This is a genomic window from Luteimonas sp. 3794 (assembly GCF_031456825.1).
Classification (GTDB): Bacteria; Pseudomonadota; Gammaproteobacteria; order Xanthomonadales; family Xanthomonadaceae; genus Luteimonas.
This window is the reverse complement of sequence record NZ_JAVDVJ010000002.1, coordinates 524,226-543,712: the sequence shown is the minus strand read 5'-3', so window position 1 is coordinate 543,712 and position 19,487 is coordinate 524,226. Positions and strand designations below refer to the sequence as shown.

Genomic DNA, 19,487 nt, shown 5'->3' with positions numbered 1-19,487 from the left:
GCCGGCTCAGAGCACCCGGTTGCCGCTGCCGGTGTCGTCGAGTTCGGGCGTGTTGTCCGGGTTCACGGTGTTGGACCGGCCGCTGATCGCAACCCGCTCGATCTGCCGCGCCAGCACCATGTTGTCGTCGCCGGCTATGCGCAGCGCGCCCACTTCGGTCAGGTTGAGGATGTTGTTCGAACCCGCCACGTCGACGTCGGCCACTTCCATGTTCAACACGGTGACCTCGCGACCGTCGACGCGGATCGCGCGTGCGCGGTCGACATTGACGGCACCGTTGGAGCCGGTGACCACGATCGTTCCGCAATCGCCCTCAAGCACGAGGCTGAACCCGTCCCGGGTGATCGCGACGTCCTGTCCGTTGCAGTTCGCGCCGCTGGCCGGGTCGGTCAATACGCCGCCGGTCACCGTCGAGAGGACGCGCGCGGCCGCCTCGCTCGCGGACGTGGATGCCTCCCCCGGCGACGGGTCATTGCCACAGGCGGAGAGCAGGCATGCGGCAAACAGGGCGGCCGATAGGGCGATACGCATGACGGAATCCTTGGCGGGATGTGGAGGGTGGGGGTGTCGCGCTGCGCGCTCAGATTGCGCGCGCGAGGGAGTCGGCCAGTCCGATGTAGCGTCCGGGGGTGAGCGCACGCAGCGACTGCTTGGCATCTTCCGGCAAATCCAGCGACTCCACGAAGATCTGCATCGACTCGGCCGTGATGCCCTGGCCGCGGGTCAGGGCCTTGAGCTGCTCGTAGGGGTTCGGCAGCCCATGGCGGCGCATCACCGTCTGCACGGCTTCGGCCAGCACCTCCCACGAGGCATCGAGATCGGCAGCGAGACGCTCCGGATTGATGCTGAGCTTGCCGAGGCCGCGCTGCAGGGCGTCGAGCGCGATCAGGGTGTGGCCGAATGCGGTGCCCAGCGCGCGCAGCACGGTGGAGTCGGTCAGGTCGCGCTGCCAGCGGCTGATCGGCAGCTTGGCGGCGAAGTGTTCGAACAGCGCGTTGGCGATACCGAAGTTGCCCTCCGCGTTCTCGAAGTCGATCGGGTTGACCTTGTGCGGCATCGTCGAGCTGCCGACTTCGCCTTCCTTGAGCGCCTGCTTGAAGTAGCCCAGCGAGATGTAGCCCCAGATGTCGCGGCACAGATCGACGCCGATCGTGTTGATGCGCTTGTGCACGTCGCTGATCTCGGCGACGCAATCGTGCGGCTCGATCTGGGTGGTGTAGGGATTGAAGTCGATGCCCAGCGATTCGACGAAGCGCTGCGCGAACGCCGGCCAGTCGACATCGGGGTACGAAACCACATGCGCGTTGTAGTTGCCGACGGCGCCATTGATCTTGCCGGTCAGTGCGACCTCCCACAGCAGTTCGCTCTGGCGCTGCAGACGTGCGACGACATTGGCCAGCTCCTTGCCGATGGTCGACGGCGATGCGGTCTGCCCGTGTGTACGCGACAACAGCGGCAGCGCTGCGTGGTCGTGCGCCATCGTGCGCAGCGTCTGGATCAGGGCGTCCAGCGTCGGCAACAGCACGTCCCGGCGCGCTTCGGACAACATCAGCGCGTAGGACAGATTGTTGATGTCCTCGCTGGTGCACGCGAAATGCACGAACTCGAGCGACGACGCCAGCGAAGCATCGTCCTTGAGCTGTTCCTTGATGAAGTACTCGACCGCCTTGACGTCGTGGTTGGTGGTGCGCTCGATCGCCTTGACGCGCGCGGCGTCATTGACCGAGAAATCCTCCGCGAGCGACTTCAGGCGGGCGCGTTGCGTGTCGTCGAAGGCGGGCAGTTCCACGATGCCCGGCTCGTCGCCCAGCGCCAGCAGCCATTCGATCTCCACCCGCACGCGAGCACGGATCAGGCCGTATTCCGAGAAGATCGGACGCAGCGCATCGACCTTGGTGGCGTAGCGGCCGTCGAGCGGCGACAGGGCGAGCAGGGCGGCTTCGGTCTTCTGGGTGTCGGACATGGGAGGCGTGGGGCGCAGCGGGCGAAGCCGTCATTTTAGCCTGTACGGCCCTCGCGTATCCTGCGGCCACGACGCCAGCGACCGTGCCAGCCGAGTCGTTCCCCCTTCTGGAGCCGAATCGATGCGCAAGACCGACGACGCGAAAGCGTTCCGTACCGAACACGACAGCATGGGCGAGCTGCAGGTCCCCGACGACGCCCTGTGGGGCGCACAGACCCAGCGCGCCGTACAGAATTTCCCGATCTCCGGCCGCCCGATGCCGCGCGGTTTCATCCGTGCGCTGGGCTTGGTCAAAGCGGCCGCTGCCGAGGTCAACGGCGGACTTGGCCTGTTGCCTGAAAAATCCGCCAAGGCGATCCGCGCCGCCGCGCTCGAGGTCGCCGACGGCAAGTACGATGCGCATTTCCCGGTCGATATCTACCAGACCGGGTCCGGCACCTCGTCGAACATGAATGCCAACGAGGTCATCGCGACGCTGGCCTCGACCGCGACGCGCAAGGTGCACCCCAACGACCATGTCAACCTGGGCCAGAGTTCGAACGATGTGGTGCCGACGGCGATCCGCGTCTCGGCGCAACTCGCCGTCGTCGAAGACCTGCTGCCGGCGCTCAAGCACCTGCGCCGCACGATCGACAAGCGCGGCCGCGCGCTCGGCAAGGTGGTCAAGACCGGCCGCACGCATCTGATGGACGCGATGCCGCTGACGTTCGCGCAGGAATTCGGCGCGTGGTCTTCGCAGCTGGCCTCGGCCGAAGCGCGGCTGGGCGATACGCTCAAGCGGCTGCGTCGGTTGCCGATCGGCGGCACCGCAATCGGTACCGGCATCAATGCGCATCCGCAGTTCGGCAAGAAGGTGGCGCGTGCGCTGTCGAACCTGACCCGCACCAGTTTCGATTCCGCGCAAGACAAGTTCGAGGGCATCGCCACACAGGACGACGCGGTCGAACTGTCCGGCCAGCTCAATGCGCTCGCTGTCGCGCTGATCAAGATCGCCAACGATCTGCGCTGGATGAACTCCGGACCGCTCGGTGGTCTCGGCGAGATCGAACTGCCGGCGCTGCAGCCGGGCAGCTCGATCATGCCCGGCAAGGTCAACCCGGTGATTCCCGAGGCGACGGTCATGGTCGCCGCGCAGGTGATCGGCCACCACGCCGCAATCACCGTCGCCGGGCAGACCGGCAACTTCCAGCTCAACGTCGCGCTGCCATTGATTGCGGCGAACCTGCTCGACTCGATCCAGTTGCTATCGAACGTGACCCGGCTGCTGGCCGACGACGCGATCGCCGGCCTCAAGGTGCGCCGCGAGAACGTCGACGCCGCGCTCGCGCGCAACCCGATCCTGGTCACGGCGCTCAATCCGATCATCGGGTACGAGAAGGCTGCGGCGATCGCCAAGCGCGCCTACAAGGAGCAGAGGCCTGTGCTCGACATCGCCCGCGAGGACAGCGGGCTCTCGGATGCCGAACTCGAGACCCTGCTCGACCCCGGCGAACTGACCAAGGGCGGTATTCACGAAGGTGGCAGCGGCGGCGGCTAAGTGCCGTAGAAAAGACCGGTCATTGGCCGGTCTTTGGCGATCGATCTCGGTACAGAGTGGAAGCTATTTTTGTAGGAGCGCGCTCGCGCGCGTAATGGGGCTTTCTGACCAGGGCCCATCGCGCGCAAGCGCGCTCCTACAAGTGCGTCACCAATCAGTGCGTTGTCGGTTCCGCCGCCGCAGCGTCCGCTTCCGCAGCGGCGTCATCGCGCTGGATGACGGTGTCCTTGCGGCAGTTTTCGACGTCGGTCGCGTCCATCGTGGCGTAGGGCTGGAAAGCGGGCAGGCCGGCGGCGAGCGCCTGCTGCGAGGCGAGCAGGGCCGGCAGCCGATCGCAGAGCTTGTCCGCCTCTGCTTCGATCTTCGCGCCCTCGGCTTCCATGCGCTGCTCGAACTCCGCGGACTGGCCGGACAGCGCGCTGGCGATCGCGCCCTTTGCGGCTTCGGCGCCGAGTTGTGCGCCCTGCAGGCCGATTGTGATGCCGGCGTCGGCGATCGCGATGATGTTGGCGCGATGCGCCAGCAGCAGCTGGCGTTGGGCAGTGTCGATCTCGACCATCTTGCTGTCGACGAGGAAGTCACCGGCCGGGCTGATTTCGGCCTTCGGCAGTCCGGACGTGCGGCTGTCCTTGCCACCGAAACGGAAGCCGTTGATGTTGAGCCCGCCGCCGCTGCCGCCGACGCTGATGTTGTTCTCGACCAGGTCCCGGCGCGCCGATTCGAGCGCGCGCCTAGTGGTGCGGGCCACGAAACCTTCCTGGGCCGGTGCGGTGGTGGTGTCGCCGCTGGCAGGCGGCGGCGCGTCGTCGCGACCGCAGGCGGTCAGTGTGGCCGCGCAGGCGAGCAGCAGGGCGAGCGGCAGCGTATGGCGCTTGCAGGTCTTCATGGTCGGACTCCGGAGCCGGGAAGGAATCAGCGTTTGCGCGGCAGGCTGACTGCGCCGCGCACATCGCGGTGGCTGACGTCGCCGCTGCCCTTGGCGGCCACCTCGAGGTCGCCGCCGATGCCGCGCGCGTCGAGATCGCCCGAGCCGATCGAGCCGACACGCACGCTGCCCTGCACGTCGCGCAGATCGATATCGCCCGAGCCGAGGCTGCCGATGCGGACATCGCCGCCCGCACCTTCGAGCTTGAAGTCCCCGGAGCCGACGCTGCCGACCTCGACCGCGCCGCGGATACCGCGGGCTTCCACATCGCCCGAGCCGATCGACAGCACCTTGAGCTCGCCCGCGTCGTCGACGGTGATGTCGCCCGAGCCGACCTTCGCGGTTGCCCGGCCCTGGATGCGGCGCAGTTCCGCATCACCCGAGCCGACATCGGCACTCGCGGCGGACACGCCGGTCACCCAGGCGTCGCCGGAGCCGACCACGGCCTGCACCAGAACATCTGCGGGCACCTGGCCGGAGAGATCCATATAGGCGTACTGGTTCCCCATCCAGCCGGTGGAATTGGAGGTGCGGCGCAGGGTGACGGTCAGGGTGTCGCCTGAGCGTTGCTGTTCCAGCACCAGCGACGACAGCATCGCCTCGCTGGAAGCGCAGGCGCGTCCACGCAGGCCGGTATCCGGGCGCTCGGCGCCTTCGACCCGCAGCTTGCTGTTGCCGATCTCGAAACGCACCGTGCGTACCCCATCGAGCTGCAGGGTCAAGTCGCGCGGTTGGCTATGGCGGCACTGCCGGTCGTACTGCGCCTGTGCGGCGAACGGCATGATGAGCGATGCGGCGATGAGCGTGGCAAACAGCGGGCGTGCGATAGCTGGCGTCATTCGATGAACTCCCTGGCAAGTAGGCCGCGCGCGCTGGATGGGCGGCAGGCAGTGGTGGCTGACCCTAACCTGAATCGATGATGTCGCGCGAGTGGGCCTGGAACGCGGTTTCAGCGTCTCGCAAACTCGCGGCGCACTTCGCTGCGGCACTGCTCGGCGTCCCGCGCTTCGAGGCGCGCGTAGGGCTGGAACGCCGGAAGCTCGGCGGCCAGTTGCTGCTGCGCGTCTCGAAGGGCTGGCATGCGGTCGCAGATCAGCAGGACCGCCGGCCCGACCGTGGTGCGAACGGTCCGCTCGATGCGACGCTCCAGGCTGCCGGTCATCGCGCCGACCATCAGCGAGAACACGCCGCGGTCGACCGAGTCCACGGCCGCCAGCGCGCTGACCTCGCCGATGTCGATACCGGCCTTGGCGACCTCGATGACCATCCCGCGGTAGGCGAGCAGCTGGCGGCGCTGCGCTGCATTGATCGCGATGGCCTCGCCGTCGATCAGGAAATCGCCCTGCGGGGTGATCTCGGCCTTCGGCAACTGGGGTTCCGCATTCGCCTTGCGACGTCCATCGCCGTGGACCTGCAGGCTGTTGCCGACATCGAGATTTTCGGTTTCGAGCTCGGCGCGGGCCTTGGCGAGATCGGTGCGGATGTCACGACGGGCGTCTTCCAGATCCCGGCGGATCTCGTCCCGCACGCCGCCGTTTTCGGGCGGCGCCGACCAGGCGGCCATCGGCAGACACAGGGCAAGGGCGAATGCGGTGACGGCTGCAGCTTTCATGGGTGATCTCCGGAAGCAGTCTGGCTGGGAGAAACGGGGTGGCTCAGCCTTCTTCGCGCCAGCGACGCAGGCGGATGGCGATCGCGATCATCACCACGCCGGCGATGATGCCGATCCACATCGAAGGCTCGAGGAAATTGCTGTACATGCCAGGGACCGAGTACATCTCGCTGGCCTGCACGGAACCGGACTGGAGATAGGCCAGATCGCGGTGAGTCACCGGCACGGTGCCCAGCAGCATCCGCGAGATCACGTTGCCCCAGAGCCAGTGGCGTTCCAGCCCGATCACCTGAAGCAGGCCGGTCATGGAGGTCGCAACGCCCAGCGCCAGGGGGATCAGCAGGGCCCACAGGAACGGCTTGCTCTTGGCCCAGGCCGAGCACAGCAGCAGCCAGCCGGCCGTCGGCAGCATCCAGGCCGCGTACACCGGAATCGACGCCAGGAACTGGCCGGACAGCAGGAACACCGCGCCATTGCCCCACAACAGCGGCAGCGGGTTGGCGCCGTGGGCCGCGGCCGCGATGCTGAGTGCGATCAGGAAGGCGAACATGATGAGGATCGCGAACAGCGTGGCGAACAGTGGGATCACCAGCGTCACCGTCACGACCTTGGACAGCACCGTCGACATGTCGGAGATCGGCAGCGATTTCCAGAACAACACGCTGCGGTCGCGGCGGTCGTCGTACAGCGCGCCCAGGCAGTAGAAGAACGCGACGAAGATCATCACCAGGAACGGCCAGGTCGCGGACATCATCAAAGTGAACGTAAGGCCTTCCGACAGTTGCTGCAGATCGTCACTGCTCAACTGCTGGGCGAGGGTGCCCAGATCCAGCCCGTTGATGGTCACGCCGTTGTGCTGGACCAGATTGCCCTCGGCGACTGCCTTGTGGGCGAATGCGATGCCGGCGATCAGCAGACCGATCGACAGCAGCAGCGACACGCCGCCGGCGATCATCGGTGCCCAGAAGATGCCGCCCCGGTGCTCCCAGTACTCGCGCCGCAGCAGTAGGCGGAAGCGGCTGGTCGGATGGGTGGCCGCGAAGGTGCGGGACGGCACCGGGGTGCCCACGGGTTCGGCGGCGGCATTCATGCGTAGGCTCCTTTCATCGTGGCCACGAACAGGTCGGCCAGGCCCGGGTTGCGGGTTTCGCCGTACGTCGACAGGGTGGTAACGGGCACGTTGTCGAACAGCATCACGGTCTTGCCGAAGGGCAGGGCGCGCTCGTCGATCGGGCGGTGCGCGCGCGCGGCGTCGAGGTGTTCGGTGTTGACCAGCACCTCGACGAAGCGCTCACCGACCTCGTCCATCGGCGCATCCAGCACGATCTTGCCGTTCTGGATGAACAGCACGTCGGTGAGGATGTGCTCGATCTCCTCGACCTGGTGTGTGGTGACGATGATCGTCTTCTGCTCGTCGAAGTAGTCCTCCAGCAGGCGCTGGTAGAACTGCTTGCGATAGAGGATGTCGAGCCCGAGCGTCGGCTCGTCGAGCACCAACAGCTTCGCGTCGATCGCCATCACCAGGGCCAGATGCAACTGCACGATCATGCCCTTGGACATTTCGCGCACGCGCTGCTTCGGACCGAGCTTGGTATTGGCGAGGAAGCGCTCGCAACGGGCGCGGTCGAAACGGGGATGCACGCCTTCGACGAAATCGATCGCGTCACGCACACGCATCCAGCGCGGCAGCACCGCGACGTCGGCGATGAAGCAGACATCGTTCATCAGTGCGTCGCGTTCGGTGCGTGGATCGCGGCCCAGCACCGACATCTCGCCGTCGAAGCGGATCAGGCCCAGCAGCGCCTTCAAGGCGGTGGTCTTGCCGGCGCCGTTGGGTCCGATCAGGCCGACGATGCGGCCGGCCGGAATCTGGAAGCTGGTGCCGTCGAGCGCACGCGCGCCCTTGTAGGTCTTGGTGAGGTTGCGCGCGGTGATCACCGGGGTGTCGAGGACGGCGTTCATTCGTTGGCTCCATTGCCGATGGATTGCAGCAGGTCCCGGGTCGACAGTCCCAGGCGTTCGATCCGTTCCACCACCTGCGGCCATTCGTCGTGCAGGAACCGCTCGCGCTCGCTGCTGCGCAGCTTCTTCGAGGCTTCCTCGGTGACGAACATGCCCAGGCCGCGGCGCTTCTCCACCAGCGCCTCGTCGGCGAGCTCCTGGTAGGCGCGAGACACGGTGATGGGGTTGAGTTGGTAGTCGGCGGCCACCTGGCGCACCGAAGGCAGGGCATCGCCGGGCTTGAGGACACCGTCGAGCATCATCGCGATGACGCGTTCCTTCAGCTGGCGGTAGATGGGAGCGCCGTCGCTCCATTCGATATTGGCCATGACGTCAGCTCCTTCCACCAGCGCCCCGCGCGAACGAGAAGTACGGCAGGGCGAAGCCGCTACGGGCACGGCGGGTGCGGGGACGGGGGGTCTCCGCGTCGATGTCGGTCGTCGTCGCAGCACGCTCGGTCTGGGCACGTGCCTTCGCGGCAACGGCGACGGTCACGGGCGGCGAAGCGATCTCGCCGGCCGACAGCGCCGGACCGGCGAACAGCAGGCCGGCCGAGAGCGCCAGGGCGGAGGCGGTGCATGCGATGATCGGGGTGTGGAGCCTGCGGTTCATGAGGACCGTCCTGCTCTAGTGGGTAGGTGTTGTAGGTGACTATAACACCACCGCAGCAGGTGTCAACGCGGGCTACAGAAATTTCTACCCAACTGATGGCACGGGTCCGCCGGCCGTCCAGGAGACCGCGACATGCGTGGCAATCGGTGGTTCCGGCGCATGGCGCTGGTGGTGGGTGTGACATTGCTGGCCGGCGCGGCGTTCGCGCAGGACCCGGCTGCGCCACGCGCCGTGCTCGATCATCAGTTCCGCCAGCTCGCAGTCCGCGAAACCGTCGATCTGCGCAGCACCTACGGCGGCGACGTGGTGCTGATCGTCAACACGGCGAGCAAGTGCGGCTTCACCCCGCAGTACGAAGCGCTCGAGGCGATGCATGCACGCCTGCGTCCGCGCGGCTTCGCCGTGCTGGGCTTTCCGTCCGGCGATTTCAAGGAACAGGAGTTCGAGGACGAGGCGGCGATCCAGGAATTCTGCACGCTGACCTACGGCGTGAAATTCCCGATGTTCCAGCGCGTGCATGTGGTCGGCCCCGAGGCCACGCCCATGTACAAGCAGCTCGCCGAGGCCACCGGACAGGCGCCGCAGTGGAACTTCCACAAGTATCTGGTGGGCCGCGATGGGCGGGTGCTGGGCCAGTGGGGCAGCCGTACCAAACCGGACGCGCCGGAAATCCTCGCCGCCATCGAGCGTGCGCTGGCCGCGCCGAGGCCGGCCGCCCGCTGAAGCCTGCGGCAGGCGTGATTGCCCCGCCGCCGCGCGCCCGCGACAATAGCGGGCTGCATCGCCCCGCATCCGGGGCAGGAGACCCATGCGGATGTTGAATCACATGCGTGCCGCGGCACTTGCGTTGCTACTGGCGCCGGTCGCCACGCTGGCGGTGGCTGCCGAAGGCACCGATCGAGACAAGAGCAGCTACGTGGTCGGCATGGACATGGCCGCCCAACTCGCGCAGGTGACGCCCGATCTCGACCTCGCCGCGTTCGAGGCCGCGGTGACGGCGGCACTCGCGGGTACGTCGCCGACGCTCGACCCCGCCGAAACCCAGCGCATCGGCCAGGCACTGGCGCAGCGCGTCGCCTCGCGCAGTGGTCGACCGGTGCCGGGCCTGCCCCCGGGCAGCGAACCGCCCGCCGTCGATCGCGCCAAGGTCGGCCAGATGCTCGGTGCCGACGTGGGCCGGTCGCTGGCCCCGATGCACGACGAGATTGCAGTGGCGCCGTTGATGCGCGGCCTTCGTGACACGGTCGACGGCAAGCCGCCGGCACTGGCCGCCGACGAGATCGCCCAGGTGCGTCAGGCCATGATCACCCGCGGCCAGCTGCGCACGGCACGCGCGGCCGACGACAACCGCCAGGCCGGCATTGCCTTCATGACGGCCAACCGTGGCAAGCCGGGCGTGTTCGCCACCGCGTCGGGCATCCAGTACAGCGTCCAGACGCCGGGGCAGGGACCACGCCCGCGCGCCAGCGACCGCGTGCGCGTGCATTACAAGGGCACGCTGCTCGACGGCACCGAGTTCGACAGTTCCTACAGCCGCGGCGAACCGGCCGTGTTCGGGCTCGACCAGGTCATCGCCGGCTGGACCGAAGGCCTGCAGCTGATGCCGATCGGCAGCAAATACCGTTTCTGGATTCCCGGAGAGCTGGCTTACGGTGTGCGCGGCAGCCCGCCGAACATTCCCGCGAACTCCACGCTCATCTTCGATGTCGAACTGATCGACATCCTCTAGACAACCCGTTTCTCCTTCCGTCGACCGCCGCGCGCGTTCGTCCGTTCCAGATCCTCTTATCCCGGAGTTTTGACCGCATGAAGAACACCAAGCGCCTCGCCATCGTCGGCCTCGTCGCCGTCCTGCCGCTGGCGATGATCGCCTGCAAGCCGATCGACAAGGAGACCGGCAAGCCGGTCGAAGGCGCCGCTGCCGAGACGCCGGACGAAGGCGGCGAGATCGCCGGCCTCAAGGGCGAGCGCGAGCAGATCAGCTACATCATCGGCAACCAGATGGGCGAGCAGCTCAAGCAGATCAAGGACGAGATCGATGTCAAGACGCTGCAGCGCGCGATTGCCGAAACGCTCGACGACAAGGCCGTCGAGATCAGCGACGAGCAGGCCATGGGCGTGATGCAGAAGTTCGGCGAGCGCATGCAGGCCAAGCAGGTTGCGGAGATGGAAGAGAAGTCCAGGACCAATGCCGCCGAGGCCGAGAAGTTCCTCGCCGAGAACGGCAAGCGTGAAGGCGTGCAGACCACCGCATCGGGCCTGCAGTACCGCGTAATCACCGAAGGCACCGGCGCCAAGCCAGGCCCGAACGACACCGTGCGCGTGCATTACAAGGGCACGCTGCTCAACGGCGAGACCTTCGACAGCTCGATCGATCGCGGCGAGCCGGCGCAGTTCGCGCTCAACCAGGTGGTGCCGGGCTGGCAGGAAGGCCTGCAGCTGATGCCGGTCGGCAGCAAGTACGAGTTGTGGATCCCGGCGGCGCTGGGTTACGGCGAGATGGGCTCGGGTCCGATCGGTCCGAACCAGGCGCTGGTGTTCGAAGTCGAGCTGCAGGACATCGTCAAGTAAGACCCTGGCCGGTGCGCCGCTCCACGCGGCGCGCCGGTCCATCGAGAATGCAATGAATGACACCGGATACGACGCGCTGGAATCGCGCGTCACCGAACTGGAGACGCGACTCGCGTTCCAGGAGCAGACCATCGGCGAGCTCAACGACGCGCTGAGTCAGGCGCGACTCGAGCTCAGCGCCCAGACCGGGTTGCTGCGCCGGATGATGGACGACCTGCGCCAGGCGCGCACCGTGCAGTTCCCCGACGCGTCGGAAGAACCGCCGCCCCCGCATTACTGAGGTCGACCGCAATGACCGATACCCTCCGCGACCAGCTGCTCGGCCTCGGATTCAAGGCGCCGGCCCCGGCTGCGCCCAAGCCCCGTCGCGACGAGCGTCGTCCGCGGCCTGACGACCGTCGTGGTCCGCGGCCGGCCGGCCGCGCCGGCGATGGCAAGGCCGGCGCGCCGCGTGGCGACAGCGCCGCGCGTCCACAGGCCCGCAACAACGCTGCGCCGCGCAACGATGGAAAGCCGCGTCCGAACGATCGCCGCGGCGCGCCGCAGGGCAAGCGTCCGCCGCGCGAGGACATCGATCTGGCCAAGGCGTTCGCCATCCGCGCCCAGCGCGAGAAGGACGAGCGCATCGAGGCCGAGCGCCTGAAGCAGGAAGAGGCCCGGCTGCGCCGCGAGGCGCGCGCGAAGCTGGAGGTGTTCCTGGCCGACAAGTCGCTCAACATTAAAGAAGCCGAGATCGCCCGCCACTTCGAGTACGGCGGCAAGATCAAGCGCATCCATGTCGACGAGGCCCAGCTCAAGGCGCTCAACGCCGGCGAGCTCGGCGTCGTGCAGCTCAATGGTCGCTACATGCTGGTGACCGCGGCCGTGCTGGAGGAAGCCGGTGCGATTTTCGCGCCGTCGGTGGCGCTTCGCATCGATCCGAATGCGCCTGCCGCGGACGACCCCTACAGCGATCCGAAGTACCAGGTTCCCGACGACCTCGTCTGGTGACCCAGTCGACGCCTGCGCGTTTCGCCATGCGTGCAGGCGCGATCGGCCTGCTCGCGTTCGCCTGCGCCGCTGCGCAGGCCCAGGACGCGGCCGATGTCGAGTTCGACCGGCCCGGTATCGGCTTCTCGCCATCGGTACTGGCGCCCGGGCAGGTTGCCTGGGAGCAGGGGCTGCCCGACATCGGCCATGACGACAGCGACGGGGTGCGCACCACGCGTTACGCCGCCGCGAGTGTGTTGCGCGTGGGCCTGGGCGCGGATCTCGAATTGCAGCTCGGCAGCGACAGCCGCGTGTGGGAGCGCACGCGCAGCGCGGATGCACACGAGCGCGTGCACGGTGGTGGCGACAGCAGCGTCGCGCTGAAGTGGGTGTTGCCCGGTTCGAACGACGACACGCAGTGGGCGTTGCTGGCGCGGCAGGGCGTGCTGAGCGGCGCGTCCGACATCCGCGCCGAACGCGCGCAGCAGGATCTCGGCGTCAGCGTCGCGACCGGAGATCTCGCGTTCTACGTCAACGGCACGCGCGACGAGACCGGCACCGGTTGGACGGTTTCACCGAGTTACACGTTCCTGTCGACCGATACCCTCGGTGCGTACGTCGAAGCTGGGCTCGGCACGGGCGCGCAGCGCTCACGCGCGCTGGGCACCGGCGTCACCTGGCGCGTCGCGCCCGCTGTGCAGCTGGATCTGTCGGTGTTGCGCGGATTCGCCGCCGACGAGGACGACTGGACCGGCGGTTTCGGCGTGTCCTTCCTGCTGCCCTGACGCGTCTCCATCGACGGCCGCGACCCGCGTGGATGGGCGCGGATCGCGACGGTGCCTGGATCAGTCCCGCGCCTGCGGGTCGTAGTCGGCAACGGGGCCGGCGACCTTGCGCCCGGCCTGCCACACGGCTTCGATGCTGCGCGTGTTGCGGATGTCGGTCAGCGGATCGGCCGACAGCACCACGAAGTCGGCGCGCTTGCCCGGCTGCAGCAGACCGCGATCGTCGAAGCGCAGCATCTGCGCGGCCGCGCTCGTGGCGACCACCAGTGCCTGCTCGGGGCTGAAACCGGCCCGCTCGACCATCAGCTCCAGTTCGCGATGCTCGGCGAAGCCCGGCACGCGGTGCGGCAACGCGCCGGCGTCGGTGCCGAAGCCGATACGCACGCCGGCCTCGCGCAGCGTCGACAGGTTGGCGAGATTCACCGCCAGTGCGTCGCGATGGGTCTGCGTCGCCGGATCGGCCAGCTTCTGCTCGCGCCACGCCCCGTCCGACCATTGCGCGCGCACCGACGCGGGCAGGGCGTTGCGCAGGAACGGCGTGTCCAGCCAGTCCGGCTGCTCGGCGTAGATGTAGTTCGCCTCGTCGATCTGCAGCGTGGCGATGTAGCCGGTGTCCGCGGCTTTCATGGCATCGACGAGCGGCGCGCCGATCCTCTGGTCGCGGATGCCGTGGGCGATGATGTCGACGCCGCTGGCGACGAGATCCGCCGCCGGTTCCAGATCATGGATATGCGCGGCGACCAGCAGCTCAAGGGAATGCGCTTCCTCGATCGCGGCCTTGTAGACCTCGGGCGTCATCTGCGGTGACTTGCCGCCGAGATCGTCGACCCAGAGCTTGATCAGATCCACGCCGGATTCGGCCTGTGCGCGCACCGCAGCGCGAGCGCTCTCGGCATCGACGGGGCGCGCGACGGGATCGTCCGACAGACCCATGTTCGCGGCTGGCGGCGCGCCGTCAGGTGTACCGACGCCACCACCCGCGCCGTAGAGCTGGGCGCCGCGCATCGGGTCGGCATTGATCGCAGTGCGGATCTCGCCGAACGCGTTGCCGTTCATGCCCAGGGACGCGAGGGTTGTAATGCCGTAGGCCTGGAACTGGCGCAGATCGGCCGAGACCTGGTCCTGCGTATAGAAGCGGTCGCCGTGCTCGGTGCCGCGGGTGTTGCCGACGTGCGCGTGATCGTTGACCAGACCGGGAATGATGAAACGGCCGCGATGGTCGATGCGCTCGGCGCCTTCGGGCAGGTCGTTCGCACCGGCCTCTGCGACGCGTTCGATCAGGCCGTCGCGGATCACCAGTGAGACTTCGCCCAGATCGCGCATGCCGTCGAACACGCGCGCGTTGTCGATGACGATTACGCCGGTGTCGACATCGGGCGTGGCGGATGCGTCAGCGGTGGCTGCGTCCTGTGCGGGGCCGCTGCAGGCGGCGAGGCAGGCCGTGGCGGCGAGCGAGACGAGTGCGCCGGGGCGTCGGAACATGCGGGCGTCCTGTTTCGTGGAGGACGCAACAGCCTACCGACCGCCGGGTGGCGGTCGTGTGTCCATGCCGCGTGCGGTCCTATTCCGGGTCGTAATCCAGGTTCGAGGCCAGCCAGCGTTCGACCTGCGCCAGGGTTGCGCCTTTGCGCTTGGCGTAGTCCTGTGCCTGTTCCTTGGACACCCGGCCGACGACGAAATACTGGCTCTTGGGATGGCTGAAGTAATAGCCCGATACCGCCGCCGTCGGCAGCATCGCGAAGCTTTCGGTCAGCGTCATGGTGGTGTGGGCGGTTGCATCCAGCATCTCGAAGAGACGGCCCTTCTCGCTGTGCTCCGGGCATGCCGGATAACCGGGGGCAGGGCGGATGCCGCGGTATTTCTCGGCGATCAGTTCGTCGGTATCGAGCGCTTCGTCGGCCGCGTACCCCCAGTACTCGGTGCGCACGCGCTGGTGCAGGCGCTCGGCCAGTGCTTCTGCCAGACGATCGGCCAGCGCCTTGAGCAGGATCGCGTTGTAGTCGTCGTGCGCGGCTTCGAAGCGGGCAACATGCGGCTCGATGCCGATGCCCGCGGTGACCGCGAACGCGCCGATCCAGTCCTCGACCCCGCTGTCCTTCGGGGCGATGAAGTCGGCGAGGCAAAAGTCCGGCCGCTCGACCGGCTTGTCGACCTGCTGGCGAAGGAAGTGGAGGGTGGTGGTTCGGGGTTGGGCATTGGGAGTTGGGGATTCGGAAACGCGAGTGCCGGTGGCATCCGAATCCCGGTTTCCGCTTGCCGAAGCCCGCTGGTCGGACAGAACCACCTCCACATCGTCCCCGACGCTGTTGGCCGGCCACAGGCCGAACACCGCCTTCGCGGCCAGCCATTTCTCGTCGACGATCGTGCGCAGCATCGCCTGGGCGTCGCGGAACAGTTCGCTGGCCTGCGGGCCGACGACGTCGTCGCTGAGGATCGCCGGGTAGCGGCCGAACAGTTCCCAGGCATTGAAGAACGGGGTCCAGTCGATGATCTCGACCAGATCATCAAGCGGCCAGTCCTCGAACACGTGCACGCCGGGAGCGCGTGGTGTAGGCGGCACGTACGTGGCCCAGTCGCCGTCGAAGCGCTGTGCGCGGGCCTTGGCCAGCGACACCAGCCGTTTCGCGTCGCCGCGGTTGGCGTGGCGTGTGCGGATTTCGGCATAGTCGGCGTCGTTGGCCGCGACGAAGGCGCCGCGCAGCTCGGGGCTGATCAGCGACTGCACAACGCCGACCGCGCGCGAGGCGTCCTTGACCCACACCGTCGGCGATGCGTAATGCGGCGCGATCTTCAGCGCGGTATGCGCGCGCGAGGTCGTTGCGCCGCCGATCAGCAGCGGCGTTTCGAAGCCCTGGCGCTTCATCTCGCGGGCGACGTGGCTCATTTCTTCCAGCGACGGGGTGATCAGCCCGGACAGGCCGATGACGTCCGCCTGCACTTCGCGGGCCTTGTCGAGGATGGTCTGGGTGGCGACCATGACGCCGAGATCGATGACCTCGAAGTTGTTGCACGCCAGCACCACGCCGACGATGTTCTTGCCGATGTCGTGCACGTCGCCCTTGACCGTCGCCATCAGCACGCGCCCGTTGTTCTTGCCCACGTCGCCGGTGCGCAGTTTCTCGGCCTCGATATAGGGCAGCAGATACGCGACCGCTTTTTTCATCACGCGCGCGGATTTGACCACCTGCGGCAGGAACATCTTGCCGGCGCCGAACAGATCGCCGACGACGTTCATGCCCGCCATCAACGGCCCTTCGATGACATCCAGCGGCCGCGCGCTCGACTGCCGCGCCTCTTCGGTGTCCTCGACCACGTACTGGTCGATGCCGTGCACCAGGGCATGGGTGAGCCGCTGCTGCACCGGCGCCTCGCGCCAGGCGGTGTTCTCGACATGGGCCGCGCCTTTCTTGCCCTTGTAGCGCTCGGCCAGATCGAGCAGGCGCTCGGTCGAATCGCTGCGGCGGTTGAGCACCACGTCCTCGACGCACTCGCGCAGTTCGGGATCCAGATCGTCGACGATCGGCATCGCGCCGGCATTGACGATGCCGAAATCCATGCCGGCCCGGATCGCGTGGAACAGGAAGACCGCATGGATCGCCTGGCGCACGACCTCGTTGCCGCGGAACGAGAACGACACGTTGGAGACGCCGCCCGAGACGTGGCAATGCGGCAGCGTCGCCTTGATTTGGCGGGTTGCTTCGATGAAGTCGACCGCGTAGTTGTCGTGCTCGGCGATGCCGGTCGCGATCGCGAAGATGTTCGGGTCGAAGATGATGTCCTCGGGCGGAAACCCGACGACTTGCGTCAGCAATTTATAGGCGCGCGTGCAGATCTCGACCTTGCGGTCCTTGGTGTCGGCCTGGCCGACCTCGTCGAAGGCCATGACCACGACGGCCGCGCCGTAGCGCAGCACCTTGCGCGCCTGTTCGAGGAACGCGGCTTCGCCTTCCTTGAGCGAGATCGAGTTGACCACGCCCTTGCCCTGCAGGCACTTGAGCCCGGCCTCGATGACGGTCCACTTCGAAGAGTCGACCATCACCGGGATGCGCGCGATGTCCGGCTCGGCGGCAATCAGGTTGAGGAAGGTGGTCATCGCATGCTCGGAATCGAGCATGCCTTCATCCATGTTGACGTCAAGGATCTGCGCGCCGCCTTCGACCTGCTGGCGCGCGACCTCGACGGCCTCCGGATAGCGGTTTTCCTTGATGAGCTTGCGGAACGCCGCCGAGCCGGTGACGTTGGTGCGCTCGCCGACATTGATGAAGAGCAGTTCCGGGGTGACGATCAGCGGCTCGAGGCCGGACAGGCGCATATGGCGGGTCATCTCGCGACCCCTGTAGGAGCGCGCTCGCGCGCGATGACGCTGTCCTTCGAACGCCCGATCGCGCGCGAGCGCGCTCCTACACAGGCTGGGCGCATAGTGGTCATGCCGCTGCCTCCTGCTCGCGCTCCGGCACCCGTGGCGCCACATCGGCGACTGCTTCGGAGATCGCGCGGATGTGGTCGGGCGAGGTGCCGCAGCAACCACCGACAATGTTGAGCAGGCCGGCGGTCGCGAATTCGCGCAGCCCCTCGGCCATGTCCTCGGGCGTTTCGTCATAACCGCCGAACGCATTCGGCAGGCCGGCATTGGGATGGCAGGACACATAGGTCTGCGCGATCTGCGCCAAGGTCTCGACGTGCGGACGCAGGTCCTTCGCGCCCAGCGCGCAATTGAGGCCGACCGCGTGCGGACGCGCGTGCTGCAGCGAATACCAGAATGCTTCCGCGGTCTGGCCGGACAGCGTTCGGCCCGAAGCGTCGGTGATCGTGCCGGAAATCATCACGGGCAGCCGTCCGCCGCGGTCGTCGAACACGGTCTCGATCGCGTACAGCGCGGCCTTGGCGTTGAGCGTGTCGAACACGGTCTCGACCATCAGGATGTCGGCGCCACCGTCGATCAGGCCATGCGCGGCGTCGCGGTAGATCGCGACGAGTTCATCGAAAGTCACCGCGCGATAGCCGGGATCGTTGACGTCCGGGCTGATCGAGGCGGTGCGGCTGGTCGGCCCGAGGATGCCGGCGACGAAGCGTGGGCGATCGGGGGTCTGCGCTTGCGCGGCGTCGCAGGCCGCTCGCGCAAGCGCCGCGCCTTCGCGGTTGAGCTCGTGGACGAGGTGCTGCAGGTGGTAGTCGGCCAGCGAGACTGCAGTCGAGTTGAAGGTATTGGTCTCGACGATGTCCGCGCCCGCGGCGAGGTAATCGGCGTGGATGCCCTGAATGATGTCGGGCCGCGTGAGCGTCAGCAGATCGTTGTTGCCGCGCTGATCAAAGCTTTCGCAGCCGCAGCTGGCGCCATGTGCGTGGTCATCGACGGCGTGCATCGCATCGTAGCCATCCGTGAAGCGGTCGCCGCGGTAGTCGGCTTCGGTGAGTTCATGGCGCTGGATCATCGTGCCCATCGCCCCGTCGAGGACGAGAATGCGCGTGGCCAGCGCCGCGTCGAGGGCGGCGACGCGCTCGGGGTGCAGCCAGGCACTCATGGCTTTCTCGCGATGATCGAGATCACCTGGAAATGCGGCGGACGCTTCTCGCGGGTGACGGTCTCGGCGCTGTGGATTTCGAGTCCCGCCTTGGTGACGAAGCGACGCAGTTCCTTGTCCGGGAAGCCGAGGTTCGCATGGCCATAGGCCTGCACCGCGGTCTCGTGACCGTGGCGGTCGAGGCTCGACAGCAGCAGCCGGCCACCGGGCCGCAGCACGCGCGCGGCTTCGGTGACGGCCTGCGCCGGCTTGGTCGCGTAGGTCAGTGCGTGCATCAGCACGACGAGATCGAAACTGGCGTCGTCGAAGGGCAGGGCATGCATGTCGCCTTCGCGCACCTCGACGTTGGTGAAACGCTTCAGCCGTTCGGCCGACGCCGCGACGACCCGTCGGCTGGCATCGAGACAGACATAGCGGTTTGCATGCGGCGCCAGCAGCTCGGCTAGCACGCCGTCGCCGGATGCGATATCGAGCACATCGCCGGTTTCCAGCAGCGGCAGCGCCGAGCGCGCGAGCGCCTCCCAGGTGCGGCCGGGTGAGTAGTGTCGCTCCATGTCGCCGGCCACGGTGTCGGCCCAACTCTGATCGGCGGCGCGCGTCGCCAGCACGGCGGGCGTGCGTTCGGCATCCTGGCGCAGCAGCGGATCGTCGCTGCCGGTCGACAAGGCCTGCCACAGGGCGCGCTGCGCGGGGTCGAGCGCGGCATCATCGAAGCGGTAATAGGCGGACACACCGGCGCGGCGGTCGCGCACGAGGTTCGCTTCCTTCAGGCGCGCCAGATGCGTGGACACGCGCGGCTGCGCGAGACGGGTGATCGAGGACAACTCGGCCACTGTGAGCTCTTCGACCTCAAGCAGGGCGAGCAGGCGGACACGTGTGGGGTCGGCGAGCACTTTCAGGCGCGCGGACCAGGCCTCCAGATCCATCAATATCTCCATATCGCGATATAGAGATAATTGTCGGCGCGCAAGGCGCTTGGGTCAAGGTTGC

The 19,487-nt window shown here is 67.4% G+C and carries 20 protein-coding genes; 7 read left to right on the top strand and 13 right to left on the bottom strand.

Annotation, left to right across the window (positions count from 1 at the left end; genetic code table 11):
- Positions 1-6 precede the first annotated feature (6 nt).
- On the bottom strand, positions 7-531 hold the full coding sequence (locus J2X52_RS06090; RefSeq protein WP_310150200.1) for a DUF3060 domain-containing protein: 525 nt from the start codon (positions 529-531) through the stop codon (positions 7-9).
- Positions 532-580: 49 nt separating this feature from the next.
- Positions 581-1,963 carry an adenylosuccinate lyase gene (gene purB, locus J2X52_RS06085; protein ID WP_310150195.1) on the bottom strand — a complete coding sequence of 461 codons (1,383 nt, stop codon included), beginning with the start codon at positions 1,961-1,963 and terminating at the stop codon, positions 581-583.
- 121 nt (positions 1,964-2,084) lie between these two features.
- Between purB and J2X52_RS06080 the strand changes: the two genes are divergently transcribed.
- Positions 2,085-3,500 carry a class II fumarate hydratase gene (locus tag J2X52_RS06080; protein WP_310150193.1) on the top strand — a complete coding sequence of 472 codons (1,416 nt, stop codon included), beginning with the start codon at positions 2,085-2,087 and terminating at the stop codon, positions 3,498-3,500.
- 154 nt (positions 3,501-3,654) lie between these two features.
- On the opposite strand, the gene J2X52_RS06075 is transcribed toward J2X52_RS06080, so the two are convergent.
- The 7 genes from J2X52_RS06075 to J2X52_RS06045 all read right to left on the bottom strand — a co-directional run bounded on the left by J2X52_RS06075 (position 3,655) and on the right by J2X52_RS06045 (position 8,650).
- Positions 3,655-4,386 (bottom strand): hypothetical protein, encoded by a 732-nt coding sequence (locus J2X52_RS06075; RefSeq protein ID WP_310150190.1) that lies wholly within the window; start codon positions 4,384-4,386, stop codon positions 3,655-3,657.
- 26 nt (positions 4,387-4,412) lie between these two features.
- Complete coding sequence (locus J2X52_RS06070; RefSeq protein ID WP_310150294.1) at positions 4,413-5,207, bottom strand: DUF2807 domain-containing protein; 795 nt, start codon at positions 5,205-5,207, stop codon at positions 4,413-4,415.
- Positions 5,208-5,374: 167 nt separating this feature from the next.
- Positions 5,375-6,037, bottom strand: a complete 663-nt coding sequence (locus tag J2X52_RS06065) for a hypothetical protein (protein ID WP_310150188.1) — start codon at positions 6,035-6,037, stop codon at positions 5,375-5,377.
- A gap of 43 nt (positions 6,038-6,080) precedes the next feature.
- Positions 6,081-7,127, bottom strand: coding sequence for a hypothetical protein (locus J2X52_RS06060; RefSeq protein WP_310150186.1), 1,047 nt, complete (start codon positions 7,125-7,127; stop codon positions 6,081-6,083).
- A complete protein-coding gene (locus J2X52_RS06055; RefSeq protein ID WP_310150183.1) occupies positions 7,124-7,999 on the bottom strand; it encodes an ABC transporter ATP-binding protein in 876 nt (291 codons plus the stop codon). Before J2X52_RS06055 ends, J2X52_RS06060 begins: the two co-directional genes overlap by 4 nt.
- A complete protein-coding gene (locus J2X52_RS06050) occupies positions 7,996-8,367 on the bottom strand; it encodes a GntR family transcriptional regulator (RefSeq protein ID WP_310150180.1) in 372 nt (123 codons plus the stop codon). The genes J2X52_RS06055 and J2X52_RS06050 overlap by 4 nt, the downstream gene beginning before the upstream one ends.
- A 4-nt stretch (positions 8,368-8,371) precedes the next feature.
- On the bottom strand, positions 8,372-8,650 hold the full coding sequence (locus J2X52_RS06045; RefSeq protein ID WP_310150177.1) for a hypothetical protein: 279 nt from the start codon (positions 8,648-8,650) through the stop codon (positions 8,372-8,374).
- Positions 8,651-8,782: 132 nt separating this feature from the next.
- On the opposite strand from J2X52_RS06045, the gene J2X52_RS06040 reads away from it, so the two are divergent.
- The 6 genes from J2X52_RS06040 (at position 8,783) to J2X52_RS06015 (ending at position 12,975) form a co-directional block, all read left to right on the top strand.
- Positions 8,783-9,373, top strand: a complete 591-nt coding sequence (locus tag J2X52_RS06040; RefSeq protein ID WP_310150174.1) for a glutathione peroxidase — start codon at positions 8,783-8,785, stop codon at positions 9,371-9,373.
- An 85-nt stretch (positions 9,374-9,458) separates the two neighbouring features.
- Positions 9,459-10,379, top strand: a complete 921-nt coding sequence (locus J2X52_RS06035; RefSeq protein ID WP_310150171.1) for an FKBP-type peptidyl-prolyl cis-trans isomerase — start codon at positions 9,459-9,461, stop codon at positions 10,377-10,379.
- 77 nt (positions 10,380-10,456) lie between these two features.
- Positions 10,457-11,221: an FKBP-type peptidyl-prolyl cis-trans isomerase gene (locus J2X52_RS06030; protein WP_310150168.1), complete on the top strand. Its 765-nt coding sequence runs from the start codon at positions 10,457-10,459 to the stop codon at positions 11,219-11,221.
- A gap of 52 nt (positions 11,222-11,273) precedes the next feature.
- Positions 11,274-11,501 carry a SlyX family protein gene (locus J2X52_RS06025; RefSeq protein WP_310150165.1) on the top strand — a complete coding sequence of 76 codons (228 nt, stop codon included), beginning with the start codon at positions 11,274-11,276 and terminating at the stop codon, positions 11,499-11,501.
- 11 nt (positions 11,502-11,512) lie between these two features.
- Positions 11,513-12,211: a DUF2058 family protein gene (locus J2X52_RS06020; protein ID WP_310150162.1), complete on the top strand. Its 699-nt coding sequence runs from the start codon at positions 11,513-11,515 to the stop codon at positions 12,209-12,211.
- Positions 12,208-12,975, top strand: a complete 768-nt coding sequence (locus J2X52_RS06015; protein ID WP_310150160.1) for a transporter — start codon at positions 12,208-12,210, stop codon at positions 12,973-12,975. Before J2X52_RS06020 ends, J2X52_RS06015 begins: the two co-directional genes overlap by 4 nt.
- Positions 12,976-13,035: 60 nt before the next feature.
- On the opposite strand, the gene J2X52_RS06010 is transcribed toward J2X52_RS06015, so the two are convergent.
- The 4 genes from J2X52_RS06010 to J2X52_RS05995 all read right to left on the bottom strand — a co-directional run bounded on the left by J2X52_RS06010 (position 13,036) and on the right by J2X52_RS05995 (position 19,423).
- The gene (locus J2X52_RS06010) at positions 13,036-14,457 is read right to left on the bottom strand and encodes an amidohydrolase family protein (RefSeq protein ID WP_310150157.1); all 1,422 of its coding nucleotides are present in this window, start codon (positions 14,455-14,457) and stop codon (positions 13,036-13,038) included.
- Positions 14,458-14,536: 79 nt separating this feature from the next.
- Positions 14,537-17,299 (bottom strand): methionine synthase, encoded by a 2,763-nt coding sequence (gene metH, locus J2X52_RS06005; RefSeq protein WP_310150154.1) that lies wholly within the window; start codon positions 17,297-17,299, stop codon positions 14,537-14,539.
- A 100-nt stretch (positions 17,300-17,399) separates the two neighbouring features.
- Complete coding sequence (locus J2X52_RS06000) at positions 17,400-18,497, bottom strand: homocysteine S-methyltransferase family protein (RefSeq protein ID WP_310150150.1); 1,098 nt, start codon at positions 18,495-18,497, stop codon at positions 17,400-17,402.
- A complete protein-coding gene (locus J2X52_RS05995) occupies positions 18,494-19,423 on the bottom strand; it encodes a metalloregulator ArsR/SmtB family transcription factor (RefSeq protein ID WP_310150147.1) in 930 nt (309 codons plus the stop codon). Before J2X52_RS05995 ends, J2X52_RS06000 begins: the two co-directional genes overlap by 4 nt.
- Between the last annotated feature and the right edge of the window lie 64 nt (positions 19,424-19,487).